This window comes from Roseateles sp. P4_D2 (assembly GCF_056401875.1).
Window position 1 is genome coordinate 638,732 of record NZ_JBFUIM010000001.1, and the last position, 14,460, is coordinate 653,191.

12 protein-coding genes and 1 pseudogene are annotated in these 14,460 nt (G+C 67.3%); 10 read left to right on the plus strand and 3 right to left on the minus strand.

Going from position 1 to position 14,460, the window contains the following annotated elements; translation table 11 throughout:
* The first annotated feature begins 18 nt into the window (after positions 1 to 18).
* The 5 genes and pseudogenes from arsA to AC1DW0_RS02970 all read left to right on the plus strand — a co-directional run bounded on the left by arsA (position 19) and on the right by AC1DW0_RS02970 (position 4,270).
* Positions 19 to 2,067 carry an arsenical pump-driving ATPase gene (arsA, locus tag AC1DW0_RS02950; RefSeq protein WP_477944879.1) on the plus strand — a complete coding sequence of 683 codons (2,049 nt, stop codon included), beginning with the start codon at positions 19 to 21 and terminating at the stop codon, positions 2,065 to 2,067.
* A 22-nt stretch (positions 2,068 to 2,089) separates the two neighbouring features.
* Positions 2,090 to 3,058: a DnaJ C-terminal domain-containing protein gene (locus AC1DW0_RS02955; protein WP_477944881.1), complete on the plus strand. Its 969-nt coding sequence runs from the start codon at positions 2,090 to 2,092 to the stop codon at positions 3,056 to 3,058.
* A 5-nt stretch (positions 3,059 to 3,063) separates the two neighbouring features.
* Complete coding sequence (locus tag AC1DW0_RS02960; RefSeq protein WP_477944883.1) at positions 3,064 to 3,381, plus strand: chaperone modulator CbpM; 318 nt, start codon at positions 3,064 to 3,066, stop codon at positions 3,379 to 3,381.
* A gap of 37 nt (positions 3,382 to 3,418) precedes the next feature.
* Positions 3,419 to 3,795: pseudogene (locus tag AC1DW0_RS02965) on the plus strand (VIT1/CCC1 transporter family protein); the annotation flags it as partial.
* A 142-nt stretch (positions 3,796 to 3,937) separates the two neighbouring features.
* Positions 3,938 to 4,270 carry a cation transporting ATPase C-terminal domain-containing protein gene (locus AC1DW0_RS02970; RefSeq protein WP_477944885.1) on the plus strand — a complete coding sequence of 111 codons (333 nt, stop codon included), beginning with the start codon at positions 3,938 to 3,940 and terminating at the stop codon, positions 4,268 to 4,270.
* An 81-nt stretch (positions 4,271 to 4,351) separates the two neighbouring features.
* Here the strand turns inward: AC1DW0_RS02970 and AC1DW0_RS02975 are convergent, their stop codons facing one another.
* Entirely contained in the window at positions 4,352 to 5,257 is a 906-nt protein-coding gene (locus AC1DW0_RS02975) for a TIR domain-containing protein (RefSeq protein ID WP_477944887.1), read from the minus strand.
* Positions 5,258 to 5,370: 113 nt separating this feature from the next.
* Positions 5,371 to 5,790 (minus strand): hypothetical protein, encoded by a 420-nt coding sequence (locus AC1DW0_RS02980; RefSeq protein WP_477944889.1) that lies wholly within the window; start codon positions 5,788 to 5,790, stop codon positions 5,371 to 5,373.
* A 158-nt stretch (positions 5,791 to 5,948) separates the two neighbouring features.
* Here AC1DW0_RS02980 and AC1DW0_RS02985 point away from each other — a divergent pair, with 158 nt between their 5' ends.
* The 5 genes from AC1DW0_RS02985 to AC1DW0_RS03005 all read left to right on the plus strand — a co-directional run bounded on the left by AC1DW0_RS02985 (position 5,949) and on the right by AC1DW0_RS03005 (position 11,878).
* Complete coding sequence (locus AC1DW0_RS02985) at positions 5,949 to 6,860, plus strand: DUF6929 family protein (protein WP_477944890.1); 912 nt, start codon at positions 5,949 to 5,951, stop codon at positions 6,858 to 6,860.
* 33 nt (positions 6,861 to 6,893) lie between these two features.
* Complete coding sequence (locus AC1DW0_RS02990; RefSeq protein WP_477944891.1) at positions 6,894 to 8,138, plus strand: M28 family metallopeptidase; 1,245 nt, start codon at positions 6,894 to 6,896, stop codon at positions 8,136 to 8,138.
* 310 nt (positions 8,139 to 8,448) lie between these two features.
* Positions 8,449 to 10,302, plus strand: a complete 1,854-nt coding sequence (locus AC1DW0_RS02995) for a thiamine pyrophosphate-binding protein (RefSeq protein WP_477944892.1) — start codon at positions 8,449 to 8,451, stop codon at positions 10,300 to 10,302.
* Positions 10,299 to 11,099, plus strand: coding sequence for a citrate synthase family protein (locus AC1DW0_RS03000; protein WP_477944893.1), 801 nt, complete (start codon positions 10,299 to 10,301; stop codon positions 11,097 to 11,099). Before AC1DW0_RS02995 ends, AC1DW0_RS03000 begins: the two co-directional genes overlap by 4 nt.
* Positions 11,096 to 11,878, plus strand: coding sequence for a citrate/2-methylcitrate synthase (locus AC1DW0_RS03005; protein ID WP_477944894.1), 783 nt, complete (start codon positions 11,096 to 11,098; stop codon positions 11,876 to 11,878). Before AC1DW0_RS03000 ends, AC1DW0_RS03005 begins: the two co-directional genes overlap by 4 nt.
* Here the strand turns inward: AC1DW0_RS03005 and AC1DW0_RS03010 are convergent.
* On the minus strand, positions 11,866 to 13,977 hold the full coding sequence (locus AC1DW0_RS03010; RefSeq protein ID WP_056196057.1) for a TonB-dependent receptor plug domain-containing protein: 2,112 nt from the start codon (positions 13,975 to 13,977) through the stop codon (positions 11,866 to 11,868). The genes AC1DW0_RS03005 and AC1DW0_RS03010 overlap by 13 nt on opposite strands.
* Positions 13,978 to 14,460: the final 483 nt, after the last annotated feature.

Sequence of the window (14,460 nt, forward strand, 5' to 3'; positions counted from 1 at the left end):
CCAGCACGAGGAGTCCCAATGCAGATCATGGTTCTAGGTTCGGGTTGCAGCAAATGCCACGCCACCATCGCGATGATCGAGCGGGTGGCGAAGGAGCAGGGCGTCGAGGTCGAGATCATCAAGGTCGAGGATCACGAGGCGATCCAGAGCCATGGCGTCAGCGCGACGCCGGCGGTCGTCATCGGCGGCCGGGTCGTGCACAGCGGCGGGCTGCCCTCGCATGCCGAGGTGCAAGCCTGGCTGATGCCGGCCGCGCAGGCGCCGAGCTTCCTGACCCAGGCCACACGGCACCTGTTCTTCACCGGCAAGGGCGGCGTCGGCAAGACCTCGCTGTCCACCGCCGCCGCGCTGACGCTGGCCGATGGCGGCAAGAAGGTGCTGCTGGTGAGCACCGATGCGGCCTCCAACCTCGATGAGATGCTGGGCATCGAGCTGCGCAACACGCCAACGCCGGTGCCCGGCGCGCCGGGGCTGTCCGTGTTGAACATCGATCCCGACACGGCGGCCGAGTCCTACCGGCAGCGGGTGCTGGCGCAGATGGGCACTGGCGCCAGTGACGCCGAACTCTCCACGGTGAGCGAGCAGCTGTCCGGCGCCTGCACCACCGAGATCGCGTCGTTCGACGAGTTCGCCGCGCTGCTGTCCGACAAGGACGGGCGCTTCGATCACATCGTCTTCGACACCGCGCCGACCGGCCACACGTTGCGACTGCTGAGCCTGCCCAAGGCCTGGAGCGGCTTTCTCGACGGCAACGACCGGGGCGCCTCCTGCCTGGGCCCGCATTCGGGGCTGAAGATGCAGGAGGAGCGCTTCAGGGCGGCGCTGGAAGCGCTGAGCGACCCGGCCCAGACCACCGTCATCCTGGTGACGCGGGCGGACAAGGGCGCGATCAATGAAGCCGCGCACACCTCGGCCGAGCTGCATGAGCTGGGCTTGCACAACCAGCGGCTGGCCATCAACGGCGTGTTCCACGCCAGTGAGCGCAGCGACGCCGTGGCCTGCGCCATCGAAGACCTGGGGCAGCAGGCGCTGGACGCGATGCCCGCATCGCTGCGTGCGCTGCCGCAGGACCGCGTCCCGCTGCGGGCCTTCGACACGGTCGGCCTGCCCGCGTTGCGCGCACTGCTGACCACCGATGCCGGCCCGGTCGCGCCGCCCACGGCTGCGGTCGTGGAAGCCAGCGGCAAGCTCCCAGGCCTTGACGCGCTGGCCGACGAACTGGCCGCCGCCGGGCACGGGCTGATCATGGTGATGGGCAAGGGCGGCGTCGGCAAGACGACCGTGGCGGCGGCCCTGGCCCTGGGGCTGGTCCAGCGCGGCAAGACCGTGCACCTCAGCACCACCGATCCGGCGGCCCACCTGGCCTCGACGTTGGCCGGCGACGTGCCGGGTTTGAGCGTCAGCCGCATCGACCCCAAGGTCGAGACGCAGCGCTACATCGACAAGATCATGGCGGCCAGGTCACCGAAGCTCGACGCGGCCGAGCAGGCGCTGCTGCTGGAAGACCTGCAATCGCCCTGCACGGAAGAGGTGGCCGTCTTCCATGCCTTCTCGCGCATCGTCAGCGAGGGCCGCAGTGCCTTCGTCGTGCTCGACACCGCGCCCACGGGCCATTCCATGCTGCTGATGGACGCCACCGGCGCCTATCACCGCCAGATGATGCGGGAGTTCGAGGGGCCGGGAGCGGCCCGGGTGGTGACACCCTTGATGCGGTTGCAGGACAGCACGTACACCAAGATCATCCTGGTCACGCTGCCGGAAGTGACGCCCGTGTCGCAGGCGGCTGCGCTGCAGGACGACCTGCGCCGCGCCAGCATCGAGCCCTATGCCTGGGTGCTGAACAAGAGCGTGCTGGCGGCTGGCACGCGCGACCCCTTGCTGGCAGCGCGGCTGGCGGGCGAACGCAAGCAGATGGCACGCATGGCCAATGGCCTGGCCAGGCGCCTCTTCACGCTGCCCTGGCTGACCGTGCCGCCGATCGGATTTGCCGAGTTGTCCAGGCTGGTCGCCAAGGCATCCAACGCTGAAGCACCCGCGCCTGAGCCTGTACCCGCCGGCTCCAACTGACGACACCGCAGAGGGGAACTCGATGGAATTCAAGGACTACTACGCCACGCTCGGGGTGCAGCGAGACGCCACCCAGGACGAGATCAAGCGGGCCTACCGCAAGCTGGCACGTAAGTTCCACCCCGACGTCAGCAAGGAGGCGGATGCCGAATCGCGCTTCAAGGATGTGGCCGAGGCGCATGAAGCCCTGATCGACCCCGAGCGCCGCGCGGCCTACGACGACATCAGCCAGCGCCACGCGCGCGGCGAAACCTTCGAGCCGCCGCCGGGTTGGGACAGCGGCTTCGAGTTCAGCGGCCGGGGCGGCGCCGGGCCCGGTAGGCAGCAAGCGCCCAGCGCCGAGGACTTCAGCGCCTTCTTCGAATCCATCTTCGGGCGCGGTGGGCCGGGCGCACGGCCCGCCGCAGGCGGCCGCCGGCAGGCGCCCGGCAGCGACCACCACGCCAAGGTGATGATCGACCTGGAAGACAGCTATCGCGGTGCGCGTCGCACGATCTCACTGCGCGTGCCGGTGGCCGATGCCCAGGGGCATGTCGCCCTGCATGACCGCCAGCTGGAGGTCAACATTCCGCCCGGCGTGCGCGAGGGGCAGCACCTGCGCCTGGCGGGCCAGGGCGGCCCTGGCCACGGCGGCGAACCTGCGGGCGACCTGTACCTGGAGATCGCCTTGAAACCGCATCCGCAGTTCCGGATCGATGGCCGAGACGTGTATGTCGACCTGCCGGTGTCTCCCTGGGAAGCCGCGCTGGGCGCCACCGTCGCAGCGCCCACCCCCTCGGGTGAGGTGCACCTCACCATTCCCACCGGCTCCACCCAGGGCCGCAAGCTGCGCCTGAAGGGCCGTGGCCTGCCGGCCAAGCCGCCGGGTGACCTGTATGCCGTGCTGACGTTAACGCTGCCGCGCGCGGACTCCGACGCGGCCCAGGCGGCCTATGCCGCGCTGCGGGCGGCGTTTCCGGACTATGACCCGCGCGTCGCGCAGGAAGGATGACAACCATGGCCGACAACTCAAGTGATGTGATCGACGCTGTCATCGTCGAGGAAGAGATCGTCTTCAGCCTGAGCGGCCTGTGCCAGGCCGCCGGTGCGAGCCCGGCCCAGGTGCTGTCGCTGGTCGACGAAGGCGTGCTGCAACCCGAGGGCGACGCGCCGCAGCAGTGGGCCTTCACGGGGACATCGCTGCGCGCGACGCGCACGGCCTTGCGCCTGAACGCCGACCTCGCACTCGGCACCGCCGGCGCGGCCCTGGTGCTCGACCTGCTGGAGGAGATCAATGCCTTGCGCGCCAGGCTGCGGCGCGCCGGCCTCGAATGACGCGTTGCCCCGGCGCGCACCCGACCCAAAGCCCGACAGGCTCCTATACCCCGCACTTGCGCAACAGGTCGCCCGGCAGTTGATGGCCACCGATGCGCTCGGCGCCCACACCCGCGACGAACTCGGCATCTCGGAGGCCGTCGGCGCCAGGCCCTTGCAGGCGGCATGGGCATCGGCAGCCGCATTCACGGTCGGGGCAGGCCTGCCCCTGCTCAGCGCCTGGCTGGCACCGGCGCATTCCCTCGTGCTGATCGTTGGCGCCACGCCGCTGTTGTTTCTGGCGCTGCTGGGGGGCTGGCGGCCTACACGGGCGGCGCCCCAATCGCACGCGGCATCGTGCGGGTGACGTTCTGGGGCGCGCTGGCGATGGCGATCACGGCGGGCGTCGGCAAATTGTTCGGGGTGGCGGCGTGACAGGCTGAAGCGCTGCCAGCGCCCCGCCGGCCCGACGAGCGCGCCATCGACGCGCCCATGCTGTGGGGCGTGGTGTGGACAGGCTTGGCAATGGCGCTCGCGACGCTGGCGACGATTGACCTCTACTTGCCCGGCGGCCTGATTGCGGGGGAGGGCGACCTCGCCCGCGCGCACGGCCGGCTTCACGGTGCTGGTGCTGGCGCAGTTGTTCAACTGCTTCAACGCTCGGTCAGAGACGGCCAGCGCGTTTCGCAATCTCTTCGTCAACCGCTGGCTGTGGGGCGCGATTGCGCTGTCGGTGCTGCTACAGGTGGCGGCGGTTCATTTCGCGCCGTTGAACCTGGCCTTCGGTACTGCGCCGCTGAGCTTGCAGCAGTGGGCCGTCTGTGTGGGGATGGCGAGCAGCGTGCTGTGGGTGGGGGAGCTGCGCAAGGGGATGACGCGAGTGGCGGGGCGTGAGGCGAGTGCGTGGTGAGCCCCATAACTCTGGAGCGAGACTCGACTTCAGGCTGCGAGCTGGCATTCATCGCCGAGCTTCCGCGTTGTGTGGCTAGCCCTAGAACGGAATATCGTCATCCATGTCGTCAAACCCGGTCGACTTGGGCGCCGCGGCTGGCGTGGGACGTCGCGGCCTGGAAGCAGGAGCGCCATACCCACGGCTCGCCTCCGCTTCGTGCATGTCGGCGTACCGATCTTCATGCGCCACAAATGCATCAAGGCCAGCGTCAGTAATTCGATATGCGTAGTAGGCGTCGTGCTCGTCCGTCTCGATGGACTTTTCGATATAGCCTAGACGCCCCAACTTCACCATCGAAAGCGCGATTCGAAAGTCAGGTCCACCGACCTTGTCGACTATGTGGTGGTACGAGCGGCCTTGCGGAAAAGCAACATGGCCATGAGCGCACTTTCCAAGCAGTTCAAGGTCCAGGTCGCTCAACTCGTACTCAGCGGGGTTTGCAACGTGCTGACCAGGAGAACGCCATTGAGAGACTGCTGAACGAGGCAGCACACCCAACTCCTTAGTTCGATCCTTGATTTGCTTGCAGGCGGCATTTAAGGCTGATGCGATGTCGCCGTCAGAACGGTCCGCCGCAAAGTCGGCTGTAACTACGCCTGCCAGGTCTGAAGGTAGATGCATGTCAACGCCCCGTGGCTTGACTACGTAGCAGCGGTCTTTGCCGAGCGCGCCGATGAACAGGCCCAGCTCGAACACCACATTGTCACGAGCAACCACCTGGGCCTTGTCTCTGATGGTTGAGACGTCGTCAGGAGAAAAAACAAAGATCGCAAAGTCAACGGAAGAAGACTTCCTGACTAGATCGCCGAGCTGATCTGATCCAAGCTTAAAAGTCCCGTTCCGCCACAGGGTGCATTGCATCTCGTGATCAAGGTTCACATTGATGGCGTCTGCGATGGACAAGCCCTCTTTCGAGGACGCGATAAATACGGTTGGCTTATCCATATGTCAGAAAATGTACCGGAGCCAGCAAGAACTCCTGCAGCTTGCCGTCAAAGAAGCAAGCTGCCTTTGCGACGACCGCTTAAGGCGAGCGGTCGTTCGCCATCCGCTGAAACCTACGTCGCGCGGTAGCTGAAGACCGGCAACCCGATCAAGAGTTGGAACTCTTCGAGCTCCGCTTTGCAGACTTTTCTAGGCGGTTGTCCACAATTAACCTCCCCCAGTTCAGCTTGCTCGATAAGTTGCCCAATCAGGTGCTTAAGCTCTTCGGAACTTCCTGCTTTCGGTGTCAGGGTGCGCCGCGATATGTCAACGACCGCACCGACATCGTCTAGCGTCATCTCCCTGATGGCGAACCGTTGCTCGGGCGGGTCACTTTCCAACAGGCAGACCGCAGGTATGACGTTGCTCCGCTCATGCAGCCTTTTCATCAGGGCGTCTTGCCGCAACTCTCTTTCCGTCTTCGGTCGCGCAGGTCGCATCGCTTTTTCACTAGGCCTTCTTGAATGGTTGGCAGTCTGGATCAAGATCGTCATGGCTGCGGCCCGCTACCCCACACAGCATCGTACCGATGAGTGGTTAATGTTCGATCCCGCTGCAAATCGTCTCAGCCAGACGCCCCAACTGGCCACACAACTTCAGCCGCTCTCCCAGCGCCGCTAGCATCGCCCGCCCGCTTGCAGGGAGCTTTGCCATGCTGAAGGTCCGAGTCGTCCGAACCCTGTCCGTCGAGACAAATGCCGCTCTGGGCCACCTCAGCGCAGCCAGCAGTCTGGTTCAGGTTGGGCAGCGGCTGTTCGTCGTTGCCGATGACGAGCACACGCTGGCCGTCTTTGGCTTGTCGGGCGACCGCCCCGGCCGGCTGCACAGGCTCTTCGACGGCGAACTGCCTGACAAGCCCAAGGCCCGCAAGGCCGCCAAGCCCGACCTGGAGGCGCTGGCCCGCTTGCCGCCCTGGGCGGGCTGCCCGCAGGGTGCTCTGCTGGCCTTGGGTTCCGGGTCCCGGCCCCAACGCCAACGCGCGGCGCTGCTGGCGTGCAACGCGGCGGGTGAGCTCCATGGCGCTGTCCGCGAGATCGACCTCTCGCCCTTGTACGAGCCGCTGCACGCCCGGCACGAGCAGCTGAACATCGAGGGCGCCTTTGTCGCTGCCGGCCGGTTCTGCCTGCTGCAGCGGGGCAACCAGGCCAGCCCGGTCAATGTGCTGATCAGTTACGACTGGCTGGCGATCCAGGCCTGGCTGGACGGCGCGGGGCAGGCGCCCGAGCCGGTGTCGGGCATGCAGTACGAACTGGGTGACATCGACGGCGTGCCGATGTGCTTCACCGATGGCGCGGCGCTGCCGCACGGGGGCTGGGTGTTCTGCGCGGCGGCGGAGGCCACGGACGACAGCTATCTGGACGGCCCGTGCCGAGGGTCGGCCGTCGGGGTCGTGGCGGCGGATGGGCGCTTGGTCGGCATGTGGCCGCTGTCCTTGCGCTGCAAGGCCGAGGGCATCGCCGTGACCGTCGAGAACGGCGCGCTGCAACTGTTGCTAGTGACCGACCCGGATGACCGCGCCACGCCGGCCTTGCTGCTGTCAGCGAGCCTGGGGCTGCCGGCCTAGGATGCGTGCCTGCCCGACTCAACTTCGCCAGCCATGTCCTTCAAGACCGCCACCGTCGCCGCCGCACTGATCGCTGCCACCGGCCTGGCCCAGGCGCAAGCCGCCGATGCGGCCGATCCCGTCGCCACCCTGGTCAAGCACCTGGAGCTCGAGAAGTACAAGGCCACCATCAAGGGCCTGACGCAGTTCGGCGACCGCCGCCAGGGCACGGCGCGCAACCGGGCGGCGCTGGACTGGATCGAGGCGCAGTTGAAAAGCTATGGCTGCACGAACACCGAGCGGTTGCAGTACTCCTTCACCGAACCCGCCAAGCGCACACCGGCCGCGCCGCGCGGCCCGCTGGCCGGTGGCCCGGCGGGGCAGGGCGGCAGCACGCTGTTCGGCAAGCGCGCGCCCATCGGCGTGAATACCGACCCGCTGGCCCAACCCGACGAGCGCCTGCGCAAGCTCAATGCCGAGCCGACGCCCGAGGGCACTTCGCTGCGCGAGAACGTGTACTGCACCAAGGTCGGCACCACTCGGCCGGACGAGATGTACATCGTCGGCGCGCACATGGACGGCATCGGCTGGGGCGAAGCCGCCAATGACAACGGCTCTGGCACCGCGTTGGTCATGGAGCTGGCGCGCATCCTCAGCCTGCCCGGCGTGACGACGGAGCGCTCCATCCGCTTCGTGCTGTGGAACAACGAGGAGACCGGCCTGAACGGCGCCTATGCCTATGTCGAGCAGCGCAAGGGCTTGCAGGGCATCGAGTCGCCCAAGGGCTCAGGGCTTTACCCGGAGCCGAAGTGGCTGGGCATGATCCAGCACGACATGATGATGTTCGACCACGGCATGCCTGTGCCCAAGCTGGACGCGGCGGGCAAGCCGGTGCTGGATGCCAAAGGCCAGCCGGTCTACGCGCCGCCGAAGGAGCAGCGTGCCGAGGCCGACGTGAACATCGAGTATCAGTCCACGTCCAAGCATGCGGACGGCGCGGCCAAGCTGGCCTGGCACTTCCGCGCTGCGAACGACAAGTACGCGACGAACTACCCGGCGGCCGTGGGCTTTCACATGACCAACACCGACTCCACACCCTTCATGGACGAGGTGCCGGCCATCTCGCTGCGCGAGAACGAGCGCGGCCAGCAGATCGGCGCAGGCTGGAACCCGCATTGGCATCAGCCGACCGACCTGTTCGTGAACTACTCGGACAAGGATTTCCTGCTCGGCCTCAACGCGGCGCAGACAACACTCGCAGCTGTCGCGCAACTTACAGGAGTGAAGGTCAAGCCCTGACCCTGTGATGTCCTGCCGCCCGCATTCGCGGGGATGTAGTTTTGTTGCATATGGATACAGTTGCGGTCATTGCGCGGTTGCGGAAACGTATTCACGTGCTGGCATAGATGTCGCAGGGCCGGGTGTAGTCAGCACCGGCGCCCCAAGCGCACGTAGGGAGGAGCGAGGTTGTCCGAATGGTTTCGGACGACCGTTCTGGGTTCATCGATGGTGGACTCATCCTTCCCGATGTCGTGCCGACAAGCAGGTGCATGGCGCTCTTCGCAGCGCCATGCGGCCTTCCGGTGCGGTGTCTATCGACTGCTGCAACGTGGAATCAAATACTGCTCTCGCCCCGTTCTATACCGAGGCGCCCCATCCGGCGTCGGATGGGGCGCGCGAACCTGCCGTGCGCGACGCCGCCGATTTGCTGGTCGATGCATTGGCCGCGCTGGGCGTCGAATATGTGTTCGGCGTCCCGGGCGGCGCCATCGAACCGCTCTACAACGCCCTGGCGCGCAGCGCTCGCCGCGGTGGCCCACAGGCCGTCGTGGCCCGCAACGAACAAGGTGCGGCTTACATGGCCGACGGCTATGCCCGCGAGACCGGCCGCATCGGCGTGTGCATCGCCACCTCGGGGCCGGGTGCCACCAACCTGATCACCGGCGTGGCCTGCGCCTATGACAACAACGTGCCCATGCTGGTCATCACCGGCCAGCCGCCGATCAAGAACTTCGGCAAGGGCGCGCTGCAGGAATCGAGCTGCACCGGCATCAACACAATGGCGATGTTCCGCCCCTGCACGCGCTACAACTCGCTGGTCTCACACGCCGAGCAACTGCCCACCAAGCTCTTCAACGCGCTGATGCAGGCGCAGCGAGCCCCCAGCGGCCCCAGTCACCTGTCCATCCCGGTGGACATCCTGCGCGAGCCTCTGCCCGACGGCATGGAAACGCCGGACTTTGCCGGCCTGCTGCGCCGCGCGCCGGCCATGGTTGACCTGCCCTCCGTGCGCCAGCTCGCGCGCCTGCTGTTCTCGGCCCGCCAGCCCGTGTGGCTGATTGGTGACGGTTGCGGCGATGCCGCCAACGAATTGATGCAGTTGGTGCAGCTGACCGACGGCAGCTTCATCACGACGCCCGACGGCAAGGGCTTCATCAACCCGCGTCACCCGCGGTATCAAGGCGTGTTCGGTTTTGGTGGCCATGCCAGCGCGGCCGAGCTGCTGTCGAGCGAGCCCGATCTGGTCATCGCCCTGGGCACGGGCTTCGGTGAGTTCAACAGCGGGGGGTGGTCAGCCGCGCTGCTGAACAGCCGCCTCGTCCATGTGGACGACAGCGACGAGAACCTGATGCGCTCGCAGATGGCGCGGCTGCATGTGCGCGGCCACATCAAGTCGGTGTGCGAGCAGTTGATGACGCTGCTGGCCCCGTCGCAGAACGGTCCGGAAGGGCAACTGCTGCCCTTCATGCATCCGCAGGTGGCGCGCCAGGCCTACGAGGCCATGGTCGACAACCCGCAGGCCATCCACAGCGACAGCGCGCCGGTGAAGCCGCAGCGCCTGCTGGCCACCCTGAGCGAGCGTTGCCCGCCGCAGACCCGTTTCGTCGCCGACGCCGGCAACAGCGCCGCCTGGGCGGTGCACTATCTGGCGCCGCACGACCAGCGCGCCCGCATGCCGGGTGGTGCCTATCTGCCGGCCGGCAAGGAAAGGCGCTCGCGCAGCTCCAGCTGGCTGCGCGTGACGATGGACTTCGCGCCCATGGGTTGGGCCATTGGTTCGGCGGTGGGCATTGCGATGGCCAACCGGCGCTGCCCGGTCGTCTGCCTGACGGGCGACGGCAGCTATCTGATGAACGGCCAGGAGATCACGGTGGCCGCCGAGCTGGGTCTGCCTGTGCTCTATGTCGTGCTCAACGACGGCGCGCTGGGCATGGTCAAGCATGGCCAGCGCCTGGCGGGCGCGGAGCCCATCGGCTTCCAGCTGCCCAAGGTCGATTTCGCGATGATGGCCGCCGCCATGGGCATCCCGGGGCATGTGATCCGCTCGCCAAAGGACCTGGACGCGCTGGACTTCGACGCGCTGCTGTCGCGCCAGGGGCCGACGCTGCTGGACATCCGCATCGACGGCGAGGAAGTGCCGCCGATGAACCTGCGTATGAAGACGCTGGGAACGGCGCGATGACAGCGCTGCAGCGAGTGCACACGCGCATCTGGCTGGAGGAGCCCGAGCCCGGCAACGCCTTCGCCACGCGCGCCGCCTACTGCCACGGTTATGACGTCTATGGCGAGATGCTGGGGCGTGCGCGTTGGGTCGAGATGCTCTTCCTGCTGTTCCGCGGTGAAGCGCCCGAGCCCGCACAGGCTGCCTTGCTGGAAGACCTGGCACTTGCGCTGGCCAATCCGGGGCCGCGCGACCCGTCGGTGCATGCGGCGATGTGCGCCGGCACCGGTGGTTCGACCGCCGCCGCCAGCCTGATGGCCGCGCTGGCGGTGGGCGCCGGCCAGCAAGGCGGTGCGCGCGAGGTCTTCCATGCGATGCAACTCTGGCAGCGCTGCGGCACCGACCTCGCGCCGTGGACGCAGGCACTCCGCCAGACCGACGCTGGCGTGGCCAGCATCTGGCCCGAATGCGATCACCTGCCGGGCTTCGACGCGCACGCCGAGCGCATGGCGCCCCTCGCCCAGCAACTGCTGACCCACCTGGCGCGCAATACCAGGAGCCTGCGCAGCGCCTGGCTGGCAAGCCAGCAGCCGGCGCTGGAAGCCGTGGCGAGCATGCCGCTGGCCATGACGGGCGTGGCCGCCGCCGCCTTGACCGACCTGGGCTTCACGGCAGAGCAGGGCGAGATGCTCTACCTGCTGCTGCGTCTGCCCGGTGCCGCCGCGCATGCACTGGAGCAGCGCGGCATCGGCCCCAAACAGTTCCCGTTCTTCGAGCTGGACCTGCTGAACGACCCTGCCGAACAGGTGGCCGCATGAAGCCGTTGGCAACACGCGCCGGCAAGGCCTTTGTCGGCACCCGTGCGGTCTTCCTTGGCCATGACCTGCACGAAGACCTGCGGCACGCAGACTGGGTCGAGCTCTACATGCTGTCGATCACCGGCCGGCGCTTCGACGAACCGGCGCTGAAGCTTCTGCACGCGATGTGGGTCTGCACCAGCTACCCCGATGCGCGCCTGTGGAACAACCGCGTCGCGGCGCTGGCAGGCAGTGCGCGCAGCACGCCGGCGCTGGGCATGTCGGCCGCGCTGGGCATGTCGGAGGCGACCGTCTACGGTGGTCATCCCTGCGTGCGGGCGATCGACTTTCTCATCAAGGCGCAGCGCGGCGTCAGCGCGGGTGAACCGCTGGCGGACATCGTGCAGCAGGAGCTGGCGCAGCGGCGCATCTTTGGCTACGGCCGACCCATCCACTCGACCGATGAGCGCCTGCCCTGGCTGCTGGGCATTGCCCGCGAGCTGGGGCTGGCCGACGGACCCCACCTCGCCCTGGCGCACGAGGTTGAGCGCTTGCTGGTCGCACGCGATGCGCGGCTGAAGATGAACTATGCGGCTTTCACCGCGGGACTGGCCGCGGACCTGGGCCTGTCGGTCACCGAATTCCACCACTTCCAGGTGCCGATGCTGCTGGCGGGCATGACGCCCTGCTATATCGAGGCCGCCGAGCGCCCCGCGGGCGCGCTGTTCCCGCTGTCCTGTGATCACATGGCCTATGAGGGCGCGCCCAAGAGGCGCTGGCCTGGAACTCAGAACTTGTAGCTGGCTTGAGCTGTCAGCGAGCGCCCCGCCATGGGCAGGTCGTTGGCAATGCCGGTGCTGGGCAGGCTGGGTTCGCGCACATCGGCGTTGAGGGCGTTCAGCAGCGCGAAGGACAGCTCCCAGCCCGTCTTGGCAAGTGCGGTCCTGAGGCTCAGGTCCAGCGTCGTGTAGCCGGGCAGGTTGGGGCGGGCATCGCCGTAGACGCGCACGCGGTCGCCCACGCGGTTGACCCGTCCGCTGAGGGTGGAATCACCCGCGAATGACCAGTCGAGCCGTGCATTCAGGTGGTGGTGCGGGGCATAACCGGCGTCGGTCCGGTTCAACTCGTCGATGGAGCGCTGGTAGGCATAGTTGCCGGTGAAGCGCAGATCGCGCCGCGCATCCCACACCCACTCGACCTCGGCGCCGGTGCCATGCTGCGAGCCGGCATTGCGGAAGGTCGCGCCGGGTGCGGGCGCCGGGTTGGAGGTGGTCTTGATGATGTCCCCCATGGCATAGCGGAAGACGTTGAAGTTCAGCTGCAGCTCCCGGCTGGCATGCCACTGCAGCGCGGCTTCGACCGTGCGCATGGTCTCGGGCCGGATGGCCGCATTGCCGCTGGCCACCGGGTTGACGCCGTATTGCTCGTTGAACGACGGCGCCCGGAACGCGCTGCCGTAGAGCAGCTTGGCGGTGAGGTCCAGGCTGGCGTCCCACACCAGCGCGACGCGCGGGTTGGTGGTGCGGCCGAAATCGGAATAGCGGTCCTGCCGCACGCCGGCCGTCAATGTCCAGTCCCTGGCGAAGCTCCATTCGTCCTGGATGTAGGCGTAGTCGACACGGCGCTGGTGAGGCGCCAGGAAGGAGTCGTTCACCGGCGCCTCGATGAGCTGGCCGCCGGGTGTGGGAACCGGCACGCCGGTGAGAGGCCCCGACGTGATGACGTTGAAGTTCCTCAACTCCCGGGTGCGGTAGAGATTCAGGTCGTCGTGACCGAGACCGATGCGCCAATGATGGCCGGCCCAGCCGCTGTAGGTGAGAGCGGTGGACAGGCGCGCCTGCCGCTCCCAGGTGTTGGGTGAGCCGAACACGCCGTTCGGGAATGAGCCGCCAAAAGCCCCGGGCGGGAACAGCTGGACGGGCACGGAGAGCTTTTGCGTGTAGTGCAGATAGCTGGCGTTCACGCTCAGCCGCCACCCCGACGACAGGTCGACATCACTGAGACCCGTATCGAGTTCGGCGCGTTGCGATCCCATTCGCCCCACGGGATCGAGGGCGCCGGCGATGCCCGCGCCTGTGCCCACGTCGCGGCGGTCCTTGTAGCCGGCGTGCAGCCGCCACTTGCCGTAACCCAGCTCCAGGCCGCCATCGACGGCGTGATAGCCCGTGCTGACGGGGCCCGGCGCCAGGCTGGCGTGGGTGCCGAACACGGCGTCCAGGCCGGTCTGGGCGTCCGACTCGACGATGCGCCTGAAACCATCGCTGCGCCCGACGCGCAGGAAGGCGGCCAGGTCAAGGGCGCCCAGTTTGCCGCCATGCTGCAGCCAGGCGTCCCGGGTGCTGAAGGAGCCGGCGCGCAGGCCCAGCTCGGTGCCTTGGATGTCCTGTGCGCTCTTGGTGATGATGTTGATGACGCCCGAATAGGCGTCGGCGCCATACAGCGCCGAGCCTGGGCCGCGGATGATCTCGATGCGCGCGATGTTCTGCAGCGGCAGGCCGCCCCAGATGACGCCACGGCTGCCGACATACAGCGTGGTCATGGGCACGCCGTTCTGCAGCATCAGCACCTGAGGATTGAAATCGCTGGCCACGCCGCGGATCAGGTACTGCGGCGAATAGGCCCCGGTGCTGCGGCTCACGTGCAGGCCCGGCACGGTCTCCAGTACCTCGTCCAGGTCGGCGGCGCCCATGACGGCAATGTCCTGGGCCGTGATGACGGTCGCCACGGCAGGCGCGCGGCGCAGGGTCTGGGCCGTACCGGTGGCGATGCTGATGGTGGTCTTGTCGCCGTAGACCTGGGCCAGTTCTTCCTCTTCGCTGGGCCCCTGTGCGAGGGCAGGTGACGACGCGGCCGTCAGGCAGACGCCGCCGAGGATCACCAAGCCAAAGAAAGGTCTCATTGCCAGCGTCTCCGAGGTGGAGGGTGAATGGGCGCGTATTGTGCTGTTACCCAGGGGCGGTCCGGCTAGTCGCGTCAGAGACTGTGGCGCGATCGTGAACTCCTCCCGGAGCGGAGCGCATGAGGCCTGTGGCCGTCTGCATAATGCCCCACCTTGCGCCCGGCGTCGGAACGCTCAGAGCCCCATTGATTGCCTCCGGTTGCCTATCGAAAGCCCCTTGCCATGCGCCGTTGCGACGGGCTTTCGGCGTCGTTGCGGTGGCGTTTGCCGCTGTGCATCCGCCTCGGCATCTGCAGCCTGTTCATGCCTGAACCGCTGCTGCGCAACGGCATGTCGAGGACGACGCTGTTCCTCGGCGCGCGCCGCTGTTCCGGCTCTGTACCGCCAAGGCGTCCGGGCCTTTGCATAATGCCGCCCACCTGTCCCGACCCTGCCACACAGCGTTCTTCTTTTGACTGAGCCCGGTTGCCTTCGCCCCGCCAC

Coding starts and splice junctions, on each gene's coding strand:
- arsA (WP_477944879.1), top strand. CDS start 19: ATGCAGATCATGGTTCTAGGTTCGGGTTGCAGCAAATGCCACGCCACC.
- AC1DW0_RS02955 (WP_477944881.1), top strand. CDS start 2,090: ATGGAATTCAAGGACTACTACGCCACGCTCGGGGTGCAGCGAGACGCC.
- AC1DW0_RS02960 (WP_477944883.1), top strand. CDS start 3,064: ATGGCCGACAACTCAAGTGATGTGATCGACGCTGTCATCGTCGAGGAA.
- AC1DW0_RS02975 (WP_477944887.1), bottom strand. CDS start 5,257: ATGGATAAGCCAACCGTATTTATCGCGTCCTCGAAAGAGGGCTTGTCC.
- AC1DW0_RS02980 (WP_477944889.1), bottom strand. CDS start 5,790: ATGACGATCTTGATCCAGACTGCCAACCATTCAAGAAGGCCTAGTGAA.
- AC1DW0_RS02985 (WP_477944890.1), top strand. CDS start 5,949: ATGCTGAAGGTCCGAGTCGTCCGAACCCTGTCCGTCGAGACAAATGCC.
- AC1DW0_RS02990 (WP_477944891.1), top strand. CDS start 6,894: ATGTCCTTCAAGACCGCCACCGTCGCCGCCGCACTGATCGCTGCCACC.
- AC1DW0_RS03000 (WP_477944893.1), top strand. CDS start 10,299: ATGACAGCGCTGCAGCGAGTGCACACGCGCATCTGGCTGGAGGAGCCC.
- AC1DW0_RS03005 (WP_477944894.1), top strand. CDS start 11,096: ATGAAGCCGTTGGCAACACGCGCCGGCAAGGCCTTTGTCGGCACCCGT.
- AC1DW0_RS03010 (WP_056196057.1), bottom strand. CDS start 13,977: ATGAGACCTTTCTTTGGCTTGGTGATCCTCGGCGGCGTCTGCCTGACG.